Source organism: Woronichinia naegeliana WA131, assembly GCA_025370055.1.
Taxonomy (GTDB): domain Bacteria; phylum Cyanobacteriota; class Cyanobacteriia; order Cyanobacteriales; family Microcystaceae; genus Woronichinia; species Woronichinia naegeliana.
Genome location: CP073041.1, coordinates 90,753 through 107,705, shown reverse-complemented (window position 1 = coordinate 107,705; position 16,953 = coordinate 90,753). Strand labels below are relative to the sequence as shown.

Sequence of the window (16,953 nt, the reverse complement as noted above, 5' to 3'; positions counted from 1 at the left end):
CAGTCTAGACTTAAACTGGCTCTTATAATACCTTTGAGTTTCTTATTATATGTCCCCCAGAAGACCCTTTGACCCGGCAGCCCCTCGTGGATTGAAAGCGGAAAATTTTCGCAGAATTGCGGAAGGTGGTTTTGGAGATCCTCATAATTCCTATCCCCATTCGATGGGATGGTTCAAAAATAAATTGTATGTGGGGACTACCCGCATGACTCAAATCACGCTTCAGGTGGTGGATTTTTATAAAGAAAAGGGCCTACCAGTCAAATTAGTAGAAGGCCCTGATACACCAGCCGAATTATATAAGATGGATCGGCGTGCCCAACTATGGTGCTACGACCCTGAAACTGGTCATTGGGAAATGGTCTTTCAGTCTCCCATGATTATGGGGAGCAAGGACTTTATGGTAGCCAGGGAAGTGGGCTATCGAGGTATGGCTGTTTTTCAAGGCGAATCTGATTCTGAACCTGCTTTATATGTGGCTACTTGGGCACCAGGTTTGGCTCCTGGGCCAATTATCATTCGCTCAGAGGATGGTAAAAACTTTACCAAAGTTTCTGATTGGGGAATTCTGGGCCTACCCGTAACCACAACCCGCCTCCTCATTCCCTTTAAAGGTGGACTATTTACTTCACCAACCGGAACGAAGGGAGATTGCAATTTTTCCTCAGTTCCCGTTATTTATGTTAGCCGAGATCCAGCTAATGGAAATTGGGTTCCGGCTAGTTCGCCAGGGTTTGGAGATGAGACCAATGAAGGTGTTTGGATGATGTGTGTCTTTAATGATTATCTATACGCTGGAACGGTTAATTGCCAAGGTTTTCAGGTCTGGCGCACTGATGGTGAAGGGAAACCCCCTTTTCATTGGACGCTAGTGGTTGATAAAGGAGCCTATCGGGGGCCAAAAAATCAATGTGCTTTTAGTATGGAAGTCTTTAAAGACGCGCTTTTTGTGGGAACAGGAATTATGAATGGTGGCTTCGATGTTAAAAATAATATTGGCCCTGCCGGTTCCGAAGTTATTCGGATTAATGCAGACGGTAGTTGGGATTTAATTGTCGGTTTAGCTAGAGACACGCCCAAAGGAAGAATCCGGCCATTGAGTTCTTTAACCCCTGGCTTTAATAACTTATTTAATGGTTATTTTTGGAGAATGGCCGTTCATGAGGATTGGTTATATCTCTGCACCTGTAATATTCTCAGTTTGTTGTTATATTGGTCTGCTGACTTGGTAAAAGGTCAACATCCGGCTTTAGATTGTGTCGGCATTGATACGATGGTCAATAATCAATCTGGTTTTGAAGTTTGGCGAACCTGGGATGGTGAAAGTTGGTTGCCTGTCACTAAAAACGGTTTTGGGAATCGGTTTAATATTGGTGGCAGAAATATGATTTCAACAAAATATGGACTATTTATTGGAGTTCCCAATCCTTTCGCACCAAGGGTTGCTATCCGACGCAATGGTCAATGGCAATACTTTGATAATCGACGAGGTGGGCTAGAAGTTTGGCTTGGTTCTAGAAAACATAATGAACCCATTCCCCATGTTGCTGATTTCGGTAATGAGTTAAATGAACCTTTGCAGGTTTCTTGACTTTTGAGTAGTCATTTTAGGTTCATTGGTAGGTACTATGCTGAGTTATTTTATAGACTCCTAAAACCCTTGCTGGATAAGGATTTTGATTAAAATTATTGGTTAATTTGGCATGAATTGAGTGTAAAAATAAGGAAACCTTTTTTGGAATGGGTTCTGGAGTAAATCAACTCATATTTGGCATAATAAATACCGAAGAACCATAATTTCTACAATTTCTACTAAACCCATTTCATCTATGATCCCTGCTACTATTCCTAATTGGTCGAGGTCTTTACTTAAGAAGAATGCGAATCCTTCTTCAAGAAATTTTAACCACCGCGATCGCCATTAATCCCTATTCAATAAACAGTGGGTCAACATCAATGCTAAAACTCACACCCGTCGGACAATATTGCTTTAAATAACGAAGATCGGGACAGAGTTGAGATTGACTAGGAAATTTAATTACAATCTGCCAACGGTAGCGTTGAGCTACCCGCATAATAGTTGCTGGGGCTGGCCCTAAAATTTCTGCTATTGCTCCTAATTTCTGTTGACATTCCGCCGCGATCGCGATCGCCGATTTTTCTACTAATTCTGGCTCTAAACTACTCAGACGAATTAAAACTAAACGACCATAGGGGGGATAATTTAAGCCTCGACGTTGGGGTAATTCCTGCTCAATAAAACGGTGATAATTATGGGTTTGAACCGCTTGAATCACTGGATGATGGGGACTATAGGTTTGGATAATAACCTGACCGGGATCATCTCCCCGTCCCGCTCGCCCTGCCACCTGGGTTAAGGTTTGAAAAGTTCGCTCGGCAGAACGATAATCAGCAAAGTGCAGTAAACTATCGGCGGCGATCACGCCTACCAGGGTGACAGACTCAATATCCAAGCCTTTGGTTAACATCTGTGTTCCCACCAAAATATCCGCCTCTCCCTGACGAAAACGTTCCAAAAGACGACGATGTTCTCCCTTTTGACGAGTAGTATCACTATCAAAGCGCAACCAACGCAGTTCGGGAAATTCTGCTGTTAAGGATGCCGTTACTTTCTGTGTACCACTGCCAAAAAATTTTAGGTAAGGGGAATGACAATCAGGACAATGACGAGGATGGGCTTGGCTATAGTTGCAATAGTGACAACGGAGTAATTGCTGCGCGTCTTCTTGAGTGTAGTGGTAGGAAAGAGAAACGTCGCAATGGGGGCATTCTAAAACGTAACCACAACTACGACAGGAGACAAAGGTGCTATGACCGCGATGGCTGATAAATAAAATTGCCCGTTGATGTTGAGGCTGTAATTGCTTTAGTGCCGTTTGCAAAGTACGACTAAAAATCGAACGATTACCCGTTTTTAATTCCTGTCGCATATCGACTAACGTAATTGGAGGCAGAGGTCTAGATTGTACCCGTTCAGGCAAGCTTAAATAATGGGTTTGAGCGTTTTTGGATGGTTGACTGGGATCGGTCTGTATCCAGGTTTCTAAAGAAGGGGTTGCTGATCCCAAAATCAATGGACAATCTTCAAGTTCGGCTCGCCATTGAGCGACAGTACGGGCGTGATAATAGGGGGATTTTTGACTTTGTTTGAAACTAGTATCATGTTCTTCATCAAGAATAATTAAGCCCAAGTTTATGAGAGGGGCAAAAACGGCGGAACGAGTGCCAATAACAATTTGTCCAGGATGATTAAACATCTGTCGCCAGGTATCATAGCGTTCACCTTCCGATAGCGCACTGTGATAAACCACAATTTTGTTGCCAAATCTAGCCCGAAAGCGATCCGTTAGTTGGGGGGTTAAACCAATTTCAGGTACTAGGACTAAGATGGATTTTCCCTGGGATAAAATAGGGGCGATCGCCTGGAGATAGACTTCGGTTTTGCCAGAACCAGTTACTCCATGTAAAAGCACCTGATGAAAACCCTGTAAGCCTTGTAGATAGTCCAGGGCAGCTTTTTGATCGGGAGTGAGCAAGCGTTGACCATCTCGATTAATATCCGGCTGGGCTAAAAGACGCAGACATTCTTGATATTCAATATTGACATAACCTTTTTCAGCTAACTTAACAATCACGCTTTCGGCACAATGGGCTAATTTGGTTAACTCACTGAGCCAACATTCTCCCCCCTGATGTTGCAAACTGGTTAAAACTTGCTGTTGCTTTTCTGTTAATTCTAAATGACTGCTAGTTGCTAATAAAGTGACCGCTTTTTTCTGTTGAGGTCGGGCATATTTGGGAGCCTCTAAATAGCTTTCTACCCAACCTCGTTTCAGTAAATCTCGAACCCCGGATGCAACTTTAGTTCTAAATTTTTGCTGGAGATGGCGATAACTATAATCACCGCTCTTACTCGCCTGGAGATATTGCAAAACAATTTGACCTGATGCAGAACAAAATAACTCGGCTCCTGGGGGAATTTGCTCTCGATTTAAGCGAATGCGACGTTGAGATTTGCTTAAGATACCAGGGGGCAAGGCTGCACGAATAACGTCTAATAAATCAGTAGCGTAATAGTCAGCGACTCGATGTAATAATTGCCAGAATTCGACCGTAAAAAAGCCCTGAACAATAATTTCTTCGACTGTCTTGATTTGCTCCACCGTCAGATCGATGGGTAAATCTGTCGTAAAGGCGATCGCAATGCCACCGACCAAATGGCTACCAAAGGGAACACTGAGGATATCACCGACTTGAATGGTTAAGTTGCTGGGGATAGCATAGGTATATAGTCCTTGAATCCCAGGACAATCGATCAAAACTAAAATCCATTGTTGCGGTGGTCGCGGATAGAGAGAGGATTGTTCAGCAACCAAACCAGCAGTCATTAACAAAGGCATAGGGCTAAATGCCAAGGAACACAAGGGCTAGAACAGTATAACCCTATCTTCTCTTTTTTTTGAAAGTCACTGGCCGCGATCGCTAAAAGAATAGAGATCCCTGGGAGGCCAAAGTTTTTTTCGATAATGAATCATCATAGTTTTATCACAATATAACTAAAAATCATCGCCAGAATTGAATTTTGTAATCTGTCAAACAACAATTTCCATGAATTCTGCTATCTTAGAGCCAAGATAATCATACTGTTTAGTAAATCGTTCTCAAAAAGCTCTCCCAATTCTTTTGACGCTAGGATAACAAAATACTGTCCTACAACAGCCCATTGAACCGTCCTAGCTCGAACTTCAAGTCTGTTTTTCTCAATTTAACCTGCTTTGTATCCAGAAAGTCCCTATTGCAAACCAACATTACAAAAGATCTTAAAAAAAACTTAAGAAAAACTCTTTAGTAAAATTTAATGTAACAATCAGGACAAGTTCCCCGCAGCGATAGTGGCTCTGGCTTTTCCTCTTTTTCTGATTCCGCTCTATTATCTTCTAAATAAGACCATAAATCTTTATGTACAACGACGAGAACCATAGCACTGTAATGATGGACTTAGAGGGGAATTTAGAACTGTCCTCCCAAGCATTAGAAGCCACTAACATTACCGTGGATTTTTCTGATCTGGTCAATGAATTGGGCTATAGCAATGGGTCGGGATATAGCAAAACCCTTTCAGATGATACCATTGGCACTTTTTTTAAGGAGATGGCCCGTTATCCTTTGCTTAAACCAGAGGAAGAGGTGGAGTTGGCCCAACAGGTTCAATTATTGATGAAAGCAGAAGAAAAGCGGTTGGAATTATCGGCAACTTTACAGCGATCTCCCACTAAAAAGGAATGGTCAGAGTCTCTTAATTTTAGTCATGAAAAACAGTTGGAAAGTTTGCTCCACAAGGGACGTATTGCTAAACGCAAGATGATTCGTTCTAATTTGCGCTTAGTGGTCTCGATCGCTAAACGTTATTTGAATCGGGGTGTTCCTTTTCTCGATCTGATCCAAGAAGGGGCGATCGGATTAAACCGTGCGACAGAAAAGTTTGACCCAAACAAGGGTTATAAGTTCTCGACCTATGCTTACTGGTGGATTCGTCAGGCGATTACTCGTACCATTGCCAATGATTCACGCACCATTCGTCTGCCCATTCATGTGGTCGAAAAGCTGAATAAACTGAAAAAAATTCAGCGATCGCTCAAACAAGATCTGAATCGCAATCCCACAGAAAATGAGTTAGCGGCGGCCTTAGAAATCTCTCCCTATCACCTACGTCAACTTTTACAACTACGGCGACAATCCCTCTCTCTCAACCATCGAGTTGGTAAGGGAGAAGATACAGAACTCGTCGATTTATTGGAAGATCAAGATCTCCAACTCCCAGAAGACTGCATGAATGAAATGATGATGCGTCAGGAGATTGGTGAAGTATTAAGCGATGTTTTAACGGAACGGGAAAAAGAAGTAATCTGTTTGCGCTATGGATTGATTAGTAGCCAAAGCTATACCCTTGAAGAGGTTGGAGTTATGTTTAATCTCTCACGGGAAAGGGTTCGTCAAATTCAAAGCAAGGCCATGCGAAAGTTACGCCGTCCCCAGGTTGCTCGTCGCCTTAAGGGTTGGTTAAATTAATTCTACCTGTAAATAATTCGTTGATAGATTATCCTGTGAAACGGTACGATAGGGCTTTCGAGCTCGCGTCAGATGTAATCAACGAAAATTTTACAGCAAGAATTCCTGAAGAGAAAGCCATTTTAAGTAGTTGTACAAAATTAATTACACAAAAATCAGACTGAAAAGCTTGTATAACATCAAAGTCATGTGTAAATAGGGTCTGCTGAAAAAGTCCACAAAACGAACCTAGATGCCACAGGAGGCGAAAAATGGTGACTTCAGAGAGTTGTTTCCAATTTCAACCCCCAGTTTTCCAACGACGTGCATGGGCTTTGAGCCTCCAAAGGCCATAACCTTGCACATGATCGTTTTTAAAATGCTTGAAAGCATTATCTGGCAAGGGTTCTATACTTATTCAGCAAGCCCTATTTAGAGGGAAATAGTTTACAGGATGATGGCTTCGTTTTTAGTGTAACCATTACGCCTTAATTTTCCCAGAGACGGCGACGGGGGGATCCCTTTAAACGGTTATGGCTATCCCGTAATAGGTCGGGAATATTGAGGTGATGGGGACAACGGGGTAAACAATCCCCACAATCGCTACAACGATCGCCCCGGCGACCAGGAAACCAGTGACCGGCTTGCTCGAACATTTGATAGCGATATTGGCCAAAGGCAATCATATCGTAGGCGATCGCCTGATTACGAAGGCGCAGGATTTCGGGAATATTAATGTTTTCGGGACAGGGTAAGCATTGATAGCATTGATGACAGCGATCGCTGCCTAGGTTTTGCTCTAGTTGCTGTTCCAGTCGCTCAAAAATACTTGTTTCTAAGCTTGTTAAGGGATGATCCTGATCGGCCATTTGTAACGGTTCAGTCAATTCCTGGGGACAGGCTGGCCCCACACTCAAAGTCGTAATACGGCGATCGCTGAGGAGAAAGCGATAGTTAAGAGCGAGGGGAGTGAGGGGGGAACAGAGTTGTTGGAGGCGTTCAGGAGGAGTATAGAGTTGGCCTCCCTTATCGGCAGGGGAGATGATAAAAATACCCAGGTTTTTCTGGTGTGCCAGGGCGATCGCGGGAGCGTGACGGGGGAAAAAGTAGTAGTAGTGAAGGTTAATAAATTCAAACTTGTCGGTGTTAATGAGTTTTAAGACGAGTTCTAGGGGAGCGTGGGTGGAGAAGCCGATGTGTTTAATTTTGCCTTGCTTAAGGGCCTGTTCGATGGCAGCCCAACAGCCTGTCGGGTCAGTAATTAGCTGAAAATGTTGCTCAGTATTTAAACCATGAAGGGCTAAATTGTCTAAATAATCCACTTGTAAACGTTGCAGAGATTGATCAATGGCCTCTGTCATGGCTTGGGCGGTGGCGGTGGGACAGATTTTGCTGGTGAGATAATATTTTTCTCGCGGAATCTGTTTTAAGACTTTGCCCAAATAAAGCTCACTTTGCCCATAATCCCTGGCGGTTTCAATATGGTTAATGCCAGCAGCGATCGCGGTTTGGACGGTGGTGGCCATCATCAATTCTGACTGTAGGCAACGCATGGTTCCCAGAGAAAAGACCGATAACGGTAGGCCAGTTTTACCAAAGGAGCGATAACGCATGGGTGTCAATTCCTCATGGTTTCCGCCAGATGGCATCGGCCATTTGACAAACTTGAGCCATTTCCGTGACATCATGGACTCGCAAAATGTCTGCTCCACCGGCGATCGCGGCACAACAGGTGGCGGCAGTACCCCAGATGCGTTTTTGAGGGTCAGGTTGTTGCAGGATGTGACCAATAAAACTTTTGCGGGAGGGGCCGACTAAAAGGGGAAAACCCAACTCACGAAACTGACCAAGTTGTTGCAGGAGTTCTAGACTTTGTTCTGCGGTTTTAGCAAAGCCGATACCAGGGTCAAGAATAATCCGATGGGGCGCAATGCCTAAACTTAAAGCAGTTTGAATTTGTTGTTGAAAAAAGCTGATTATTTCACCGATTAAGTCTTGATAATGGGTGAATTGTTGCATGGTTGCCGGTGTGCCTCGCAGGTGCATGAGAATAACTGGAACTTGCAGTTGGGCAATCGTCGCTAACATCTCAGGGTCAAAAGTGCCACCAGAAACATCATTTACCAGATCGGCTCCGGCGGAGATCGCAGCTTTGGCTACTTCCGATCGAGTGGTATCAATGGAGATGGGGATGGGGGAATGGGAACGTATTTGCTGAATTAGGGGAATGGTGCGCTCTAACTCTTCAGCCAGGGAAATGGTAAAGGCTCCTGGACGAGTCGATTGGCCACCAATATCTAAAAGATCGGCTCCTGCTGCTATCATGTTCTCGGCCTGATGCAGAGCATTGTCTAAACGAATAAATTGACCACCATCGCTAAAACTATCGGGAGTTCGATTTAAAATCCCCATGATATAGGTGCGATTTCCCCATTGAAAGTGACCGTCTCGAATTTGCAAGGTTATTGTCAAGGGGTTATCCACAGGTTATCTAGAAAATCGGACTAAAATGTAAATTCTTATACAAAATACTTCTCGGTATAGCAGAAAGTCGCTGCGAAAGAAGAATGATAAGACCGATCATAAAAAACGAACTGGGAGTAGACGGGCAAACCAAGGCCCATCATCCCACCCGCAGCAATGTTTTATTCTTCGTCTTCATCCGTCGGATAAACGAAACTATTAGAACGTCCCGTTAAAATGGATTTACCTAACGAGATCGCTTTTTTCGCTTCTAGAGCAGCTTGCCGTCTCCAGTTGGCACGACGTTGGTCACGTTTTGATTTAGAGGTTTTCTTCTTAGGAACAGCCATCGGTTTAAGATTATGAGATATGAACAGCCTTCCTATTCTACGGTGTCGCGTTAGTCATTGCACAGTATTGCACAATGGAAAATTACCTATTTGTCACCATTGGCATTCATCACTATCGATTTTTTCCACCCCTGGGCGGGTCAGAATCTTGTCTCTGGGATTTACAAAATTTTTTGCACCGTCGGCTTAAACTTTCAGAAAAACAAGCTTTACTCTTTAGCGATCTCCGTTCCTTCGGAAAAAGGCGTATTGTCTATCCGAACGGGAATAATTTACGCAAGACCCTACAGCGACGCACTCAAGTGATTTTTTTTCAGGGTTATGCGACTCAATTCAATGGTGAAGACTATTTACTGCCCATTGATGCCGAGCCAGACAACTTACAACAAACGGCCATTCCGTTGCGATCGCTATTCGATAGTTTTTTACCCCACCATCATGCCTCAACCCCTTTACTGTTACTAGATGTAACTCCCCTAAATCTGGATAATCCCATCAGTAACCAGGGACTTTTACAGGCTAAATCCCTCGGCATTAACCTAGTGGCCAAGTTTAACAGCCGTTTAGGGGGGCAACAGGAACTAGGAAAACTTTTTTTAGAAGCAATGAGCTATTACCATCAGTCCTTAACCTTAGATTTGTTAGAAATGTATCTCAGGGACAAACTCGAAGATCGTCATAGCGGTGAGGCTTTGATTATTCTGAGTAGAAGTCATCAGGATCGCGTGTCGACGATTCTACCGTCATCGGGGATTTTACCATTGGCTTGGGGTTCGAGGCGTAAATCTACCACTAAAACGACTAAGACTGTTTTAGAGCCGCTCATTTCATCTCCTTTAGTGACCAAATCTTCAGTGTGGATCGTTGGTTTGCTGGGAGGTCTGGCTCTTTTAGTGATCTTGTTAGGGGTGATTGGCTTAACTAGTCGCTGGCTGGTGGGAATAGAGCGATCTAAATCTGAAACAGTGAAGAGGCCTATTTCTTCCGTCGTCATCCCAACGGTTCCCCAATTAGAGCGGGCCAAAAGTTATCTGCAATGGCAACAGGCTTCCGTTTTTATCCGAGCGATCGCCGAACTGCGTAAAATTCCCCCTGATTCTCCGGTGTTTCCCCAAGCCCAAAATCAGATTAGCCTTTGGAGCCAGATTATCCTCGAAATTGCCCAGGGTCGAGCGGTGGTGGGAAATTTACAGGATGCGATCGCGGCGGCGGAATTAGTTCCCCAGGATCAAGCCGAACTTTATCATCACGCCCAGGCAAGAATTCAGGATTGGCAAAAACAATATGATCAATCAAGGTTGGATTTACCATGACACCGTTGATCGTCGAGGGGAAGGACAACGTTTATTGGATTACTATAGCCAGCGTTATCCCCATTCCAGTCAAGAAACCTGGCAGAAACGTATTTTAGCGGGCCAAATCTTGGTCAATCAAACGATAGTAAATCCAGAATATATTTTAAAAAAAGGTCAGCCTTTAAGTTATCATCGTCCTCCCTGGCAAGAACCGTCTGTTCCTCTCTATTTTAACGTGCTTTACGAAGATGAAGATCTTTGGGTTATTGCTAAACCGTCTGGTTTGCCCGTGTTAGCAGGGGGCGGTTTTTTAGAACATACTTTATTGCACCTTCTGCAACAGCGTTATCCCCAGGAAAATCCCATTCCCATTCATCGTTTAGGACGGGGAACCTCTGGCATCATGGTGATTGCGCGATCGCCCCTAGCTCGTGTTAATCTTAGTCAACAAATGCGCGATCGCCGTATTCAAAAAATTTATCGTGCCTTAATTGGCCCCAGTAACTTACCTGACCATTTTCACATTGATCAGGCGATCGGTAAAATTCCCCATCCTGTTTTAGGCTATCTTTACAGCGCAGTACCCGACGGAAAAGCCTCTCAAAGTGATTGTTGGGTATTAAAAAGAAGGCAAGACAATACCCTTTTAAAGGTTCAAATCCTAACCGGTCGTCCCCACCAAATTCGCATTCATTTGGCCTCAATTGGCTATCCGCTTTTAGGTGATTCCCTTTATGATATGGGAGGTGTTGCCAAAGCGATTTCAGATTCCGAAAATCCTGCTATTCCCAGTGATTGTGGCTACCATCTCCACGCCTATCAATTGAGCTTTGATCATCCTCGCAGCCAACAACGACTTGAGTTTATCTGTCCACCGCCTTTAATATTAACCGACTAATGATCAATTTTGTTTGTGCTTTTTAGCATTAATGGCATAATAAAAATGAGTTAAAACTTAGAGAATTTGTCTTTTGTCCCATGACCTATAAGTTGCTTTTTGTTTGTTTAGGTAATATCTGTCGATCGCCGGCGGCGGAAAATATTATGAATGCTTTAATTGCGGAAGCAGGACTGGCTGACAAAATTCAGTGTGATTCGGCTGGAACCTCTAGTTATCACATTGGTTCTTCTCCTGATCATCGCATGGCTGCCCGTTTAAAACAGCGCAATTTACCGGCTAATGGTCGTGCTAGACAATTTGAGCGATCAGATTTTGCCGAATTTGATTTGATTTTAGCAATGGATAAGGACAATTATCGCCAGATTATGGCCCTAGATCGGGAAGGACGCTACGGAGATAAAGTGAAATTAATGTGTGATTATGCTCGTCATCATCAGCTTAAAGAAGTTCCCGATCCCTACTATGGAGGACAGGCGGGATTTGATCGGGTTATTGATTTGTTATTGGATGCTTGTACTAGTTTGTTAGATGAGGTAAAAGCCCAACTTTAAACCATGACAATTTTTCACGGATTTTCAAGAACTAATGATCGTGAGAGTGCGGCACGGGATCATACCCGCCTGGGTGCAAAGGATGGCAACGTAAAATGCGTTTTAGAGCTAACCATCCCCCTCGCAATGGACCAAAAGCGGCGATCGCGTCCAAGGCATATTGGGAACAGGTGGGCTGAAAACGACAGGAGGGAAGAAACAAGGGAGAAATAAAACGACGATAGCCTTTAATCAATCCGAGCAGGACGTATTTCATAGGATAATTTTGAGTTTGTTGTTTGTTGTACTAGCGAATCTAGTTGTCTGAGTAACCGGTTGCATTAAAAGGGTTACAACAAAAGATTTGCTGTAATAATTCTACTTTTTCACTATCAATTGCTTGTTCAAGCTGATTAAATCATTCTAGTTTAATAGTCTAAAATTGAGCTAAATTAATTTCTTGATCAGCACAAAATGTTGTCCAGTTTCTTTGATCTACGCTAAATTTGCGATCGCGGAGCAAAATTAATACTTCTTGAAGAAAAGTTTGAGGAGTCAAAGATAGCTTACTTTTTTTGACTAGGTGGCGGTGGATATGGAATAAAGCGAATCTCTATACGCCGTCTCTCTTTATCTTCATTGCCATTAGGATCAAATTTGCCATCTTTATCATACAGTTGCCCTGCTGAATAGGCTTGAAATTTGATGCCAAGATTAGCTTTTTGAATTTCTTGAATAACAGCCAAAGCTCTCATTAGCCCTAAATCTGCGTTAGAGCCGGGGTCTAGAGACTTAATAAAATTCTGTTTCATTGTAATTTTATCTAGCTTGTTATCTAAATTACTCGTTCCATCATTTTTCTTGCCGTCAGTATAACCAATAACCTGAATAAATTCTATAGTTCCTCCTTTTTCTTTAATAACTTTTACAATATCAGGAATTACCTGGCTTTTAATATGCGTTTTTAGAGGTTTGCTTAAAACTGCTTTACCCAAATCAAATGTGAATTGCCCTGATTTTTCATCAATTTTAATTGGTTCGGCATTTTGTAATTTACGATTAAGTTCAGCCGATTGAATCAAGGCAAGCAAGAGGAATAAACTAAGAATCATAAAGGCATTAGACATTAAATCTGTAAATGCAGGAAAAACATTCAGAGATTCAGAGTCTTTACGATAACGATTGTTACGAGACATTTGGATATAAAATAATGAAGTTAACAGAAACTAAGTAGATTTTTTGAAACGATTTTTAGGGTTGTCAGGTGACTGATTAGCTAACTCAACCAAATTAGTTAGTTTTGTATTAATCTCTCGTAAATTTAAAAAGGACTGCTCTATATTTTGATAGAGACTAAGAATATCTTGTTTATTTTTAGCCCCTTCTTTAACAACGAACTCACCTAATACACGAGAGTTATTACCTAATTGTTCTGTGATACTATTTGCTAGGCGATCGCCCAATGAAACAATTTCAGGTTTTAGGTTCAAATTTTGTTGATAAATTTTCAAGTTTTCAATCAGATCAGAAAGTTCTATTTTAACCTGTTTTAATTCTTCACTTTCTGTCATAAGCTGTTGTTGGTTAAGTTCAATCATTTGGACTGACTGCTGGCGAACCATTGTGATCTCGCTAGTCAAATCTGATAGACTTTGTAAGTTAAGTGAAGATTGATTATTAACTTGGTCAATCAAGCTTGAAAGCTCTGTTTTTATTTGATTTAGTTGACCATTTTCTAAGGCAAGCTGTTGTTGATTAAGTTCAATCATTTGGACTGATTGCTGATGAAGTGCCGTAATTTCTTTAGTTAAAGCAGAAAGAGTTTGTAATTTTAGCTCTGATTGACTATCAACTTGCGAGATATTAGCTGTTAAAGCTTCTAAGCTTTGCTTCATTGCATTCAAGTTTGACGAATATTCCCGAACCGTTTGGGAAACTTCCTGTAAACTAATGGAGTTAGTGCCTAACTTTTCACTAACACTACTAATCAGAATATTTCCTACTTTTTGGAATCCCAAAATTGATTTATATTGGTATTCTTTGACCGAATCAATTAACTTAATTAAATCCAATTCAATAGCTTTAAAGCTATCTTTTGTTTCAGTAGCATTCTCCTGATTGACAATTAATATTTCTGATGATACTTTATTAAGCTTTTGAATATCTTCTCCCACTTTAACAACTTGGGTGATCGCATTTTGAAAATCACTAATTAGAGTTGCTATAGACCGAGTAGAATTAGATAAAACGAGAGAAGATTCTGCAAACTTAGTCTGAGTATCAGCCAAATTATCAGAAGCTTGTAATAGTTTATCGGCAAATTTACTATCTTTTATTGTTTCAGAGGCTTCCATAAAATAAAGGGAACTATCTTCAAATTGACTTGCCGATTTTTTAAGTTGATTATAAACATTTTCGGCTAAATCAGTAGCTTTCTTATTGTTTTCTACTAAATCTTTAATGTTATCCCCCAAATATTTGGTCGTTGTTGCAAAACTTGTTTGAGTGTCTGCTAACTTATTTCTCCATTCCCACAAATTATTCTGATGTTGCTGTATTCCAGTTACAGCTTTCTCAAGATCAATAGCAGATTTCTCAAAACTTTTTGCTCCAATATCTAATTTTGAGAAGGATTCTTTAATAGATTTCGTATTCTCAGAAAAAATCCCAACTTGAGATTGAAAAGAAGTAACTGAATCTTTAAAATCCTTAATACTCTTAGTAATTGGAATAGCTGCTTCTTTTAAGACTTTACTCAGCAAATCTTCAATACTTTTAGGTCGCTCTTCATCTTTGCTAGAAGTATAGAGAATATCCTTCAAGATTTTTTTAAGAAGCCGAGATACTCTATCTTCGGAATTTTCAGAAAGAACGGGATTATCTAAGTAGTTTTCCAAACGAGAAAATAATTCATTTTTAGCAATTTCAGTATTAAAAATAAAGTTGATAATAGTTATAGTTGTACTAAATATAATAGCCATTAAACTACTGATGAAAGCAATTCCCATACTTTGTAACGGGCCTTTAAGACCACTAACAATTAGGGTGGCATCAGTGCTATTCTGGTTAATAATTGAGCTAATATCCTTCAGATTAAACGTAATTCCCACAAATGTTCCTAGTAATCCAAATGCAATTAAAAGGTTGGGCAACGACTTACAAAAATAATCCCATTGCTCACAGGGAAGTTTTATGAATCCAAATAAAGTGAATTTCTCTTCGCTATAGAACTTTTCTAAAATAGCTACAGTATTAACATTATCAAGTTTTTTACTAGCCTCATTAAATTCTTTTTTGATTTCATCAATTTTGCCCTGACTTGGGTTTTTTCCGATTGCATTGATCATTCCACGCAAATATAAATATAGAGAAATGCGAGAAAATCCTGCTACGATACTTGGTGTAACAATAAATACCAAGGTGAAAAATGCAAGCTCAGGAGTAAAAAGTCTAAAAAAATCAAGCATGATATTCTGTTGATAGTTTCTGAGGGGAGATGATTTTTAAGGGTGGCGAATATACTTAAGTTGATAGTCTAGCTTCAACTTTTATGAATATAGCATATACTGGTTTACTAGGTAAATACCACTGAGAAAGCAAACATTAAATTTTATTAACAAAGTATTACTTATCAAGGATTGTTATGCAATCAAGATATATCATCAAGCATTTTCTAAAATCATGGCGAACTTCCAATCAAGCGAAAATCCTGACAGTGACAGCGATCGCGGGTAAACTTCCCTAAAGATTAGAACTATAACGAACTATTTACAGGTAGAAATAACCTGCGGGTAGCCATCTGTTAAGGATATTTAGGGCTTGCTGAAAAAAGCTGAAACCTTTACGGAGAAAAATAGTAGGCGAATTAAGAACCGCTAGAATGCACGAAAATAGGGTAGAATGCCTCAAAACCATTGCATTAAGAAGAGAGAAAGCAGATGTACCGAAAGCAACAGTACTCAATTGAAACACCAGAAAACTTGAAAAATCTGTTCGGCGGGCAGTTAGACGAAGAAAATCGTTGGATAGAAATGTCAAAAATGATTCTTTGGGAAGAATATGAGGAAGAATATGCAAAAAACTTCACAGAAAAAAAAGGAGCCCCAGCCAAATCATTTAGAATGGCATTAGGAGCATTAATTATCAAAGAAATTTCAGGAAAAAGTGACAGAGAAACAGTAGAACAAATAAAAGAGAACCCTTATTTACAGTACTTTATAGGAATGGAAAGCTATAGTAGCAAAGAAGCATTTAATGCGTCAATGATGGTTCATTTTCGTAAAAAAATAGGAATGGAATTAATAAATAAAATTAATAAAGAAATAGAAAAAAAAGCGACGGGTGTAGCGTCAGAAAAAAAAGAAAATGAAGGAAAGTTATTGTTAGATGCGACTTGTACACCAGCAGATATAAAATATCCAACGGATATAGGAATATTGAATGATGCCAGAGAAAAAACAGAAAAAATAATAGATAAGCTGTATGAAGAAATAAAAGAGAAAAGGAAAGAAAAGCCGAGGACTTATAGGGAAGTGGCAAGAAAAGAGTACTTAGCCATAGCAAAAAAACGTCGTGTGTCAAAAAAAGAAAGAAGAAAAGGAACAAAAAAACAACTAGGATATATAAAAAGAAACTTGTCTGATATAGAAAAAATGATAGAAGAGGGAGCAAAGTTAGAAAAACTAACGAAAAAAGAGCAAGAAGAGCTTGTAACGATAGGAAAAGTGTATGAGCAACAGTTAGAAATGTATGAAAAAAAGACAAATAAAGTAGAAAACAGAATTGTGAGTGTAAGCCAACCTCACGTGCGTTCAATAGTGCGTGGAAAAGCGGGAAAAGCAGTAGAGTTTGGAGCTAAAATATCGGCAAGTAATGTGAATGGCTTTGTCTTCTTAGACAAATTAAGTTGGGATAATTACAACGAATCGGGAGATTTACAAGCGCGAATAGAAGAATATAAAAGGGAAACAGGATGTTATCCGGAATCGGTTCATGTGGATAAAATCTATCGAACAAAAGCGAATCGAGCTTATTGTAAAGAAAGGGATATAAGAATGAGTGGTCCCCGATTGGGAAGACCGCCGAAAGAGGTGAGCAAAGAAAAAAAGAAAGAGGCACGCTCAGATGAAAGAGTGCGTAATGCCATTGAGGGTAAATTCGGACAGGGAAAGAGGAAATTTAGTCTTGGTCGAGTGATGGCCAAACTACCTGAGACCTCGGAAACGGTAATTGCGATGAACTTTTTGGTAATGAATCTTTCTACTCTACTTCAGAAGACAAAAAGTAAAAAGTTGTAGAGTCGTTTTTCTTGTGAAAAATGGTGTTAATTTTCCTCTCTTTTGTGA

12 protein-coding genes and 1 pseudogene are annotated in these 16,953 nt (G+C 40.7%); 6 read left to right on the top strand and 7 right to left on the bottom strand.

The features are described 5' to 3' along the window. The first annotated feature begins 91 nt into the window (after window positions 1-91). Window positions 92-1,591, top strand: coding sequence for a hypothetical protein (locus KA717_00505; GenBank protein UXE61534.1), 1,500 nt, complete (start codon window positions 92-94; stop codon window positions 1,589-1,591). A gap of 337 nt (window positions 1,592-1,928) precedes the next feature. Here the strand turns inward: KA717_00505 and priA are convergent, their stop codons facing one another. Next, the gene (gene priA, locus KA717_00500; protein ID UXE61533.1) at window positions 1,929-4,421 is read right to left on the bottom strand and encodes a primosomal protein N'; all 2,493 of its coding nucleotides are present in this window, start codon (window positions 4,419-4,421) and stop codon (window positions 1,929-1,931) included. 751 nt (window positions 4,422-5,172) lie between these two features. On the opposite strand from priA, the gene KA717_00495 reads away from it, so the two are divergent. Further along, a complete protein-coding gene (locus KA717_00495) occupies window positions 5,173-6,090 on the top strand; it encodes an RNA polymerase sigma factor, RpoD/SigA family (protein ID UXE64930.1) in 918 nt (305 codons plus the stop codon). 467 nt (window positions 6,091-6,557) lie between these two features. On the opposite strand, the gene KA717_00490 is transcribed toward KA717_00495, so the two are convergent. The 3 genes from KA717_00490 to rpmF form a co-directional block, all read right to left on the bottom strand. Next, window positions 6,558-7,682 carry an aldo/keto reductase gene (locus KA717_00490; protein ID UXE61532.1) on the bottom strand — a complete coding sequence of 375 codons (1,125 nt, stop codon included), beginning with the start codon at window positions 7,680-7,682 and terminating at the stop codon, window positions 6,558-6,560. Between the two features lie 13 nt (window positions 7,683-7,695). Next, a complete protein-coding gene (gene folP, locus KA717_00485) occupies window positions 7,696-8,481 on the bottom strand; it encodes a dihydropteroate synthase (protein ID UXE64929.1) in 786 nt (261 codons plus the stop codon). A 233-nt stretch (window positions 8,482-8,714) separates the two neighbouring features. Continuing rightward, window positions 8,715-8,882 (bottom strand): 50S ribosomal protein L32, encoded by a 168-nt coding sequence (gene rpmF / locus KA717_00480; GenBank protein ID UXE61531.1) that lies wholly within the window; start codon window positions 8,880-8,882, stop codon window positions 8,715-8,717. Window positions 8,883-8,956: 74 nt separating this feature from the next. Between rpmF and KA717_00475 the strand changes: the two genes are divergently transcribed. From KA717_00475 to KA717_00465, 3 genes are all read left to right on the top strand, one after another. Further along, the gene (locus KA717_00475) at window positions 8,957-10,195 is read left to right on the top strand and encodes a hypothetical protein (protein ID UXE61530.1); all 1,239 of its coding nucleotides are present in this window, start codon (window positions 8,957-8,959) and stop codon (window positions 10,193-10,195) included. Beyond that, window positions 10,167-11,075: an RluA family pseudouridine synthase gene (locus tag KA717_00470; GenBank protein UXE61529.1), complete on the top strand. Its 909-nt coding sequence runs from the start codon at window positions 10,167-10,169 to the stop codon at window positions 11,073-11,075. The genes KA717_00475 and KA717_00470 overlap by 29 nt, the downstream gene beginning before the upstream one ends. An 80-nt stretch (window positions 11,076-11,155) precedes the next feature. After that, a complete protein-coding gene (locus KA717_00465) occupies window positions 11,156-11,629 on the top strand; it encodes a low molecular weight phosphotyrosine protein phosphatase (GenBank protein UXE61528.1) in 474 nt (157 codons plus the stop codon). A 31-nt stretch (window positions 11,630-11,660) separates the two neighbouring features. Here the strand turns inward: KA717_00465 and yidD are convergent, their stop codons facing one another. The 3 genes from yidD to KA717_00450 form a co-directional block, all read right to left on the bottom strand. Beyond that, window positions 11,661-11,885 carry a membrane protein insertion efficiency factor YidD gene (yidD, locus tag KA717_00460; GenBank protein ID UXE61527.1) on the bottom strand — a complete coding sequence of 75 codons (225 nt, stop codon included), beginning with the start codon at window positions 11,883-11,885 and terminating at the stop codon, window positions 11,661-11,663. 289 nt (window positions 11,886-12,174) lie between these two features. Next, a complete protein-coding gene (locus tag KA717_00455) occupies window positions 12,175-12,735 on the bottom strand; it encodes a hypothetical protein (protein ID UXE61526.1) in 561 nt (186 codons plus the stop codon). A 99-nt stretch (window positions 12,736-12,834) separates the two neighbouring features. Beyond that, complete coding sequence (locus KA717_00450) at window positions 12,835-15,075, bottom strand: hypothetical protein (GenBank protein UXE61525.1); 2,241 nt, start codon at window positions 15,073-15,075, stop codon at window positions 12,835-12,837. 471 nt (window positions 15,076-15,546) lie between these two features. On the opposite strand from KA717_00450, the pseudogene KA717_00445 reads away from it, so the two are divergent. Further along, window positions 15,547-16,884 (top strand): annotated as a pseudogene (locus KA717_00445) (IS5 family transposase). Window positions 16,885-16,953: the final 69 nt, after the last annotated feature.

Coding starts and splice junctions, on each gene's coding strand:
- KA717_00470 (UXE61529.1), top strand. CDS start 10,167: ATGATCAATCAAGGTTGGATTTACCATGACACCGTTGATCGTCGAGGG.
- KA717_00450 (UXE61525.1), bottom strand. CDS start 15,075: ATGCTTGATTTTTTTAGACTTTTTACTCCTGAGCTTGCATTTTTCACC.
- folP (UXE64929.1), bottom strand. CDS start 8,481: ATGGGGATTTTAAATCGAACTCCCGATAGTTTTAGCGATGGTGGTCAA.
- KA717_00490 (UXE61532.1), bottom strand. CDS start 7,682: ATGCGTTATCGCTCCTTTGGTAAAACTGGCCTACCGTTATCGGTCTTT.
- rpmF (UXE61531.1), bottom strand. CDS start 8,882: ATGGCTGTTCCTAAGAAGAAAACCTCTAAATCAAAACGTGACCAACGT.
- yidD (UXE61527.1), bottom strand. CDS start 11,885: ATGAAATACGTCCTGCTCGGATTGATTAAAGGCTATCGTCGTTTTATT.
- priA (UXE61533.1), bottom strand. CDS start 4,421: ATGCCTTTGTTAATGACTGCTGGTTTGGTTGCTGAACAATCCTCTCTC.
- KA717_00455 (UXE61526.1), bottom strand. CDS start 12,735: ATGTCTAATGCCTTTATGATTCTTAGTTTATTCCTCTTGCTTGCCTTG.
- KA717_00495 (UXE64930.1), top strand. CDS start 5,173: ATGGCCCGTTATCCTTTGCTTAAACCAGAGGAAGAGGTGGAGTTGGCC.
- KA717_00475 (UXE61530.1), top strand. CDS start 8,957: ATGGAAAATTACCTATTTGTCACCATTGGCATTCATCACTATCGATTT.
- KA717_00465 (UXE61528.1), top strand. CDS start 11,156: ATGACCTATAAGTTGCTTTTTGTTTGTTTAGGTAATATCTGTCGATCG.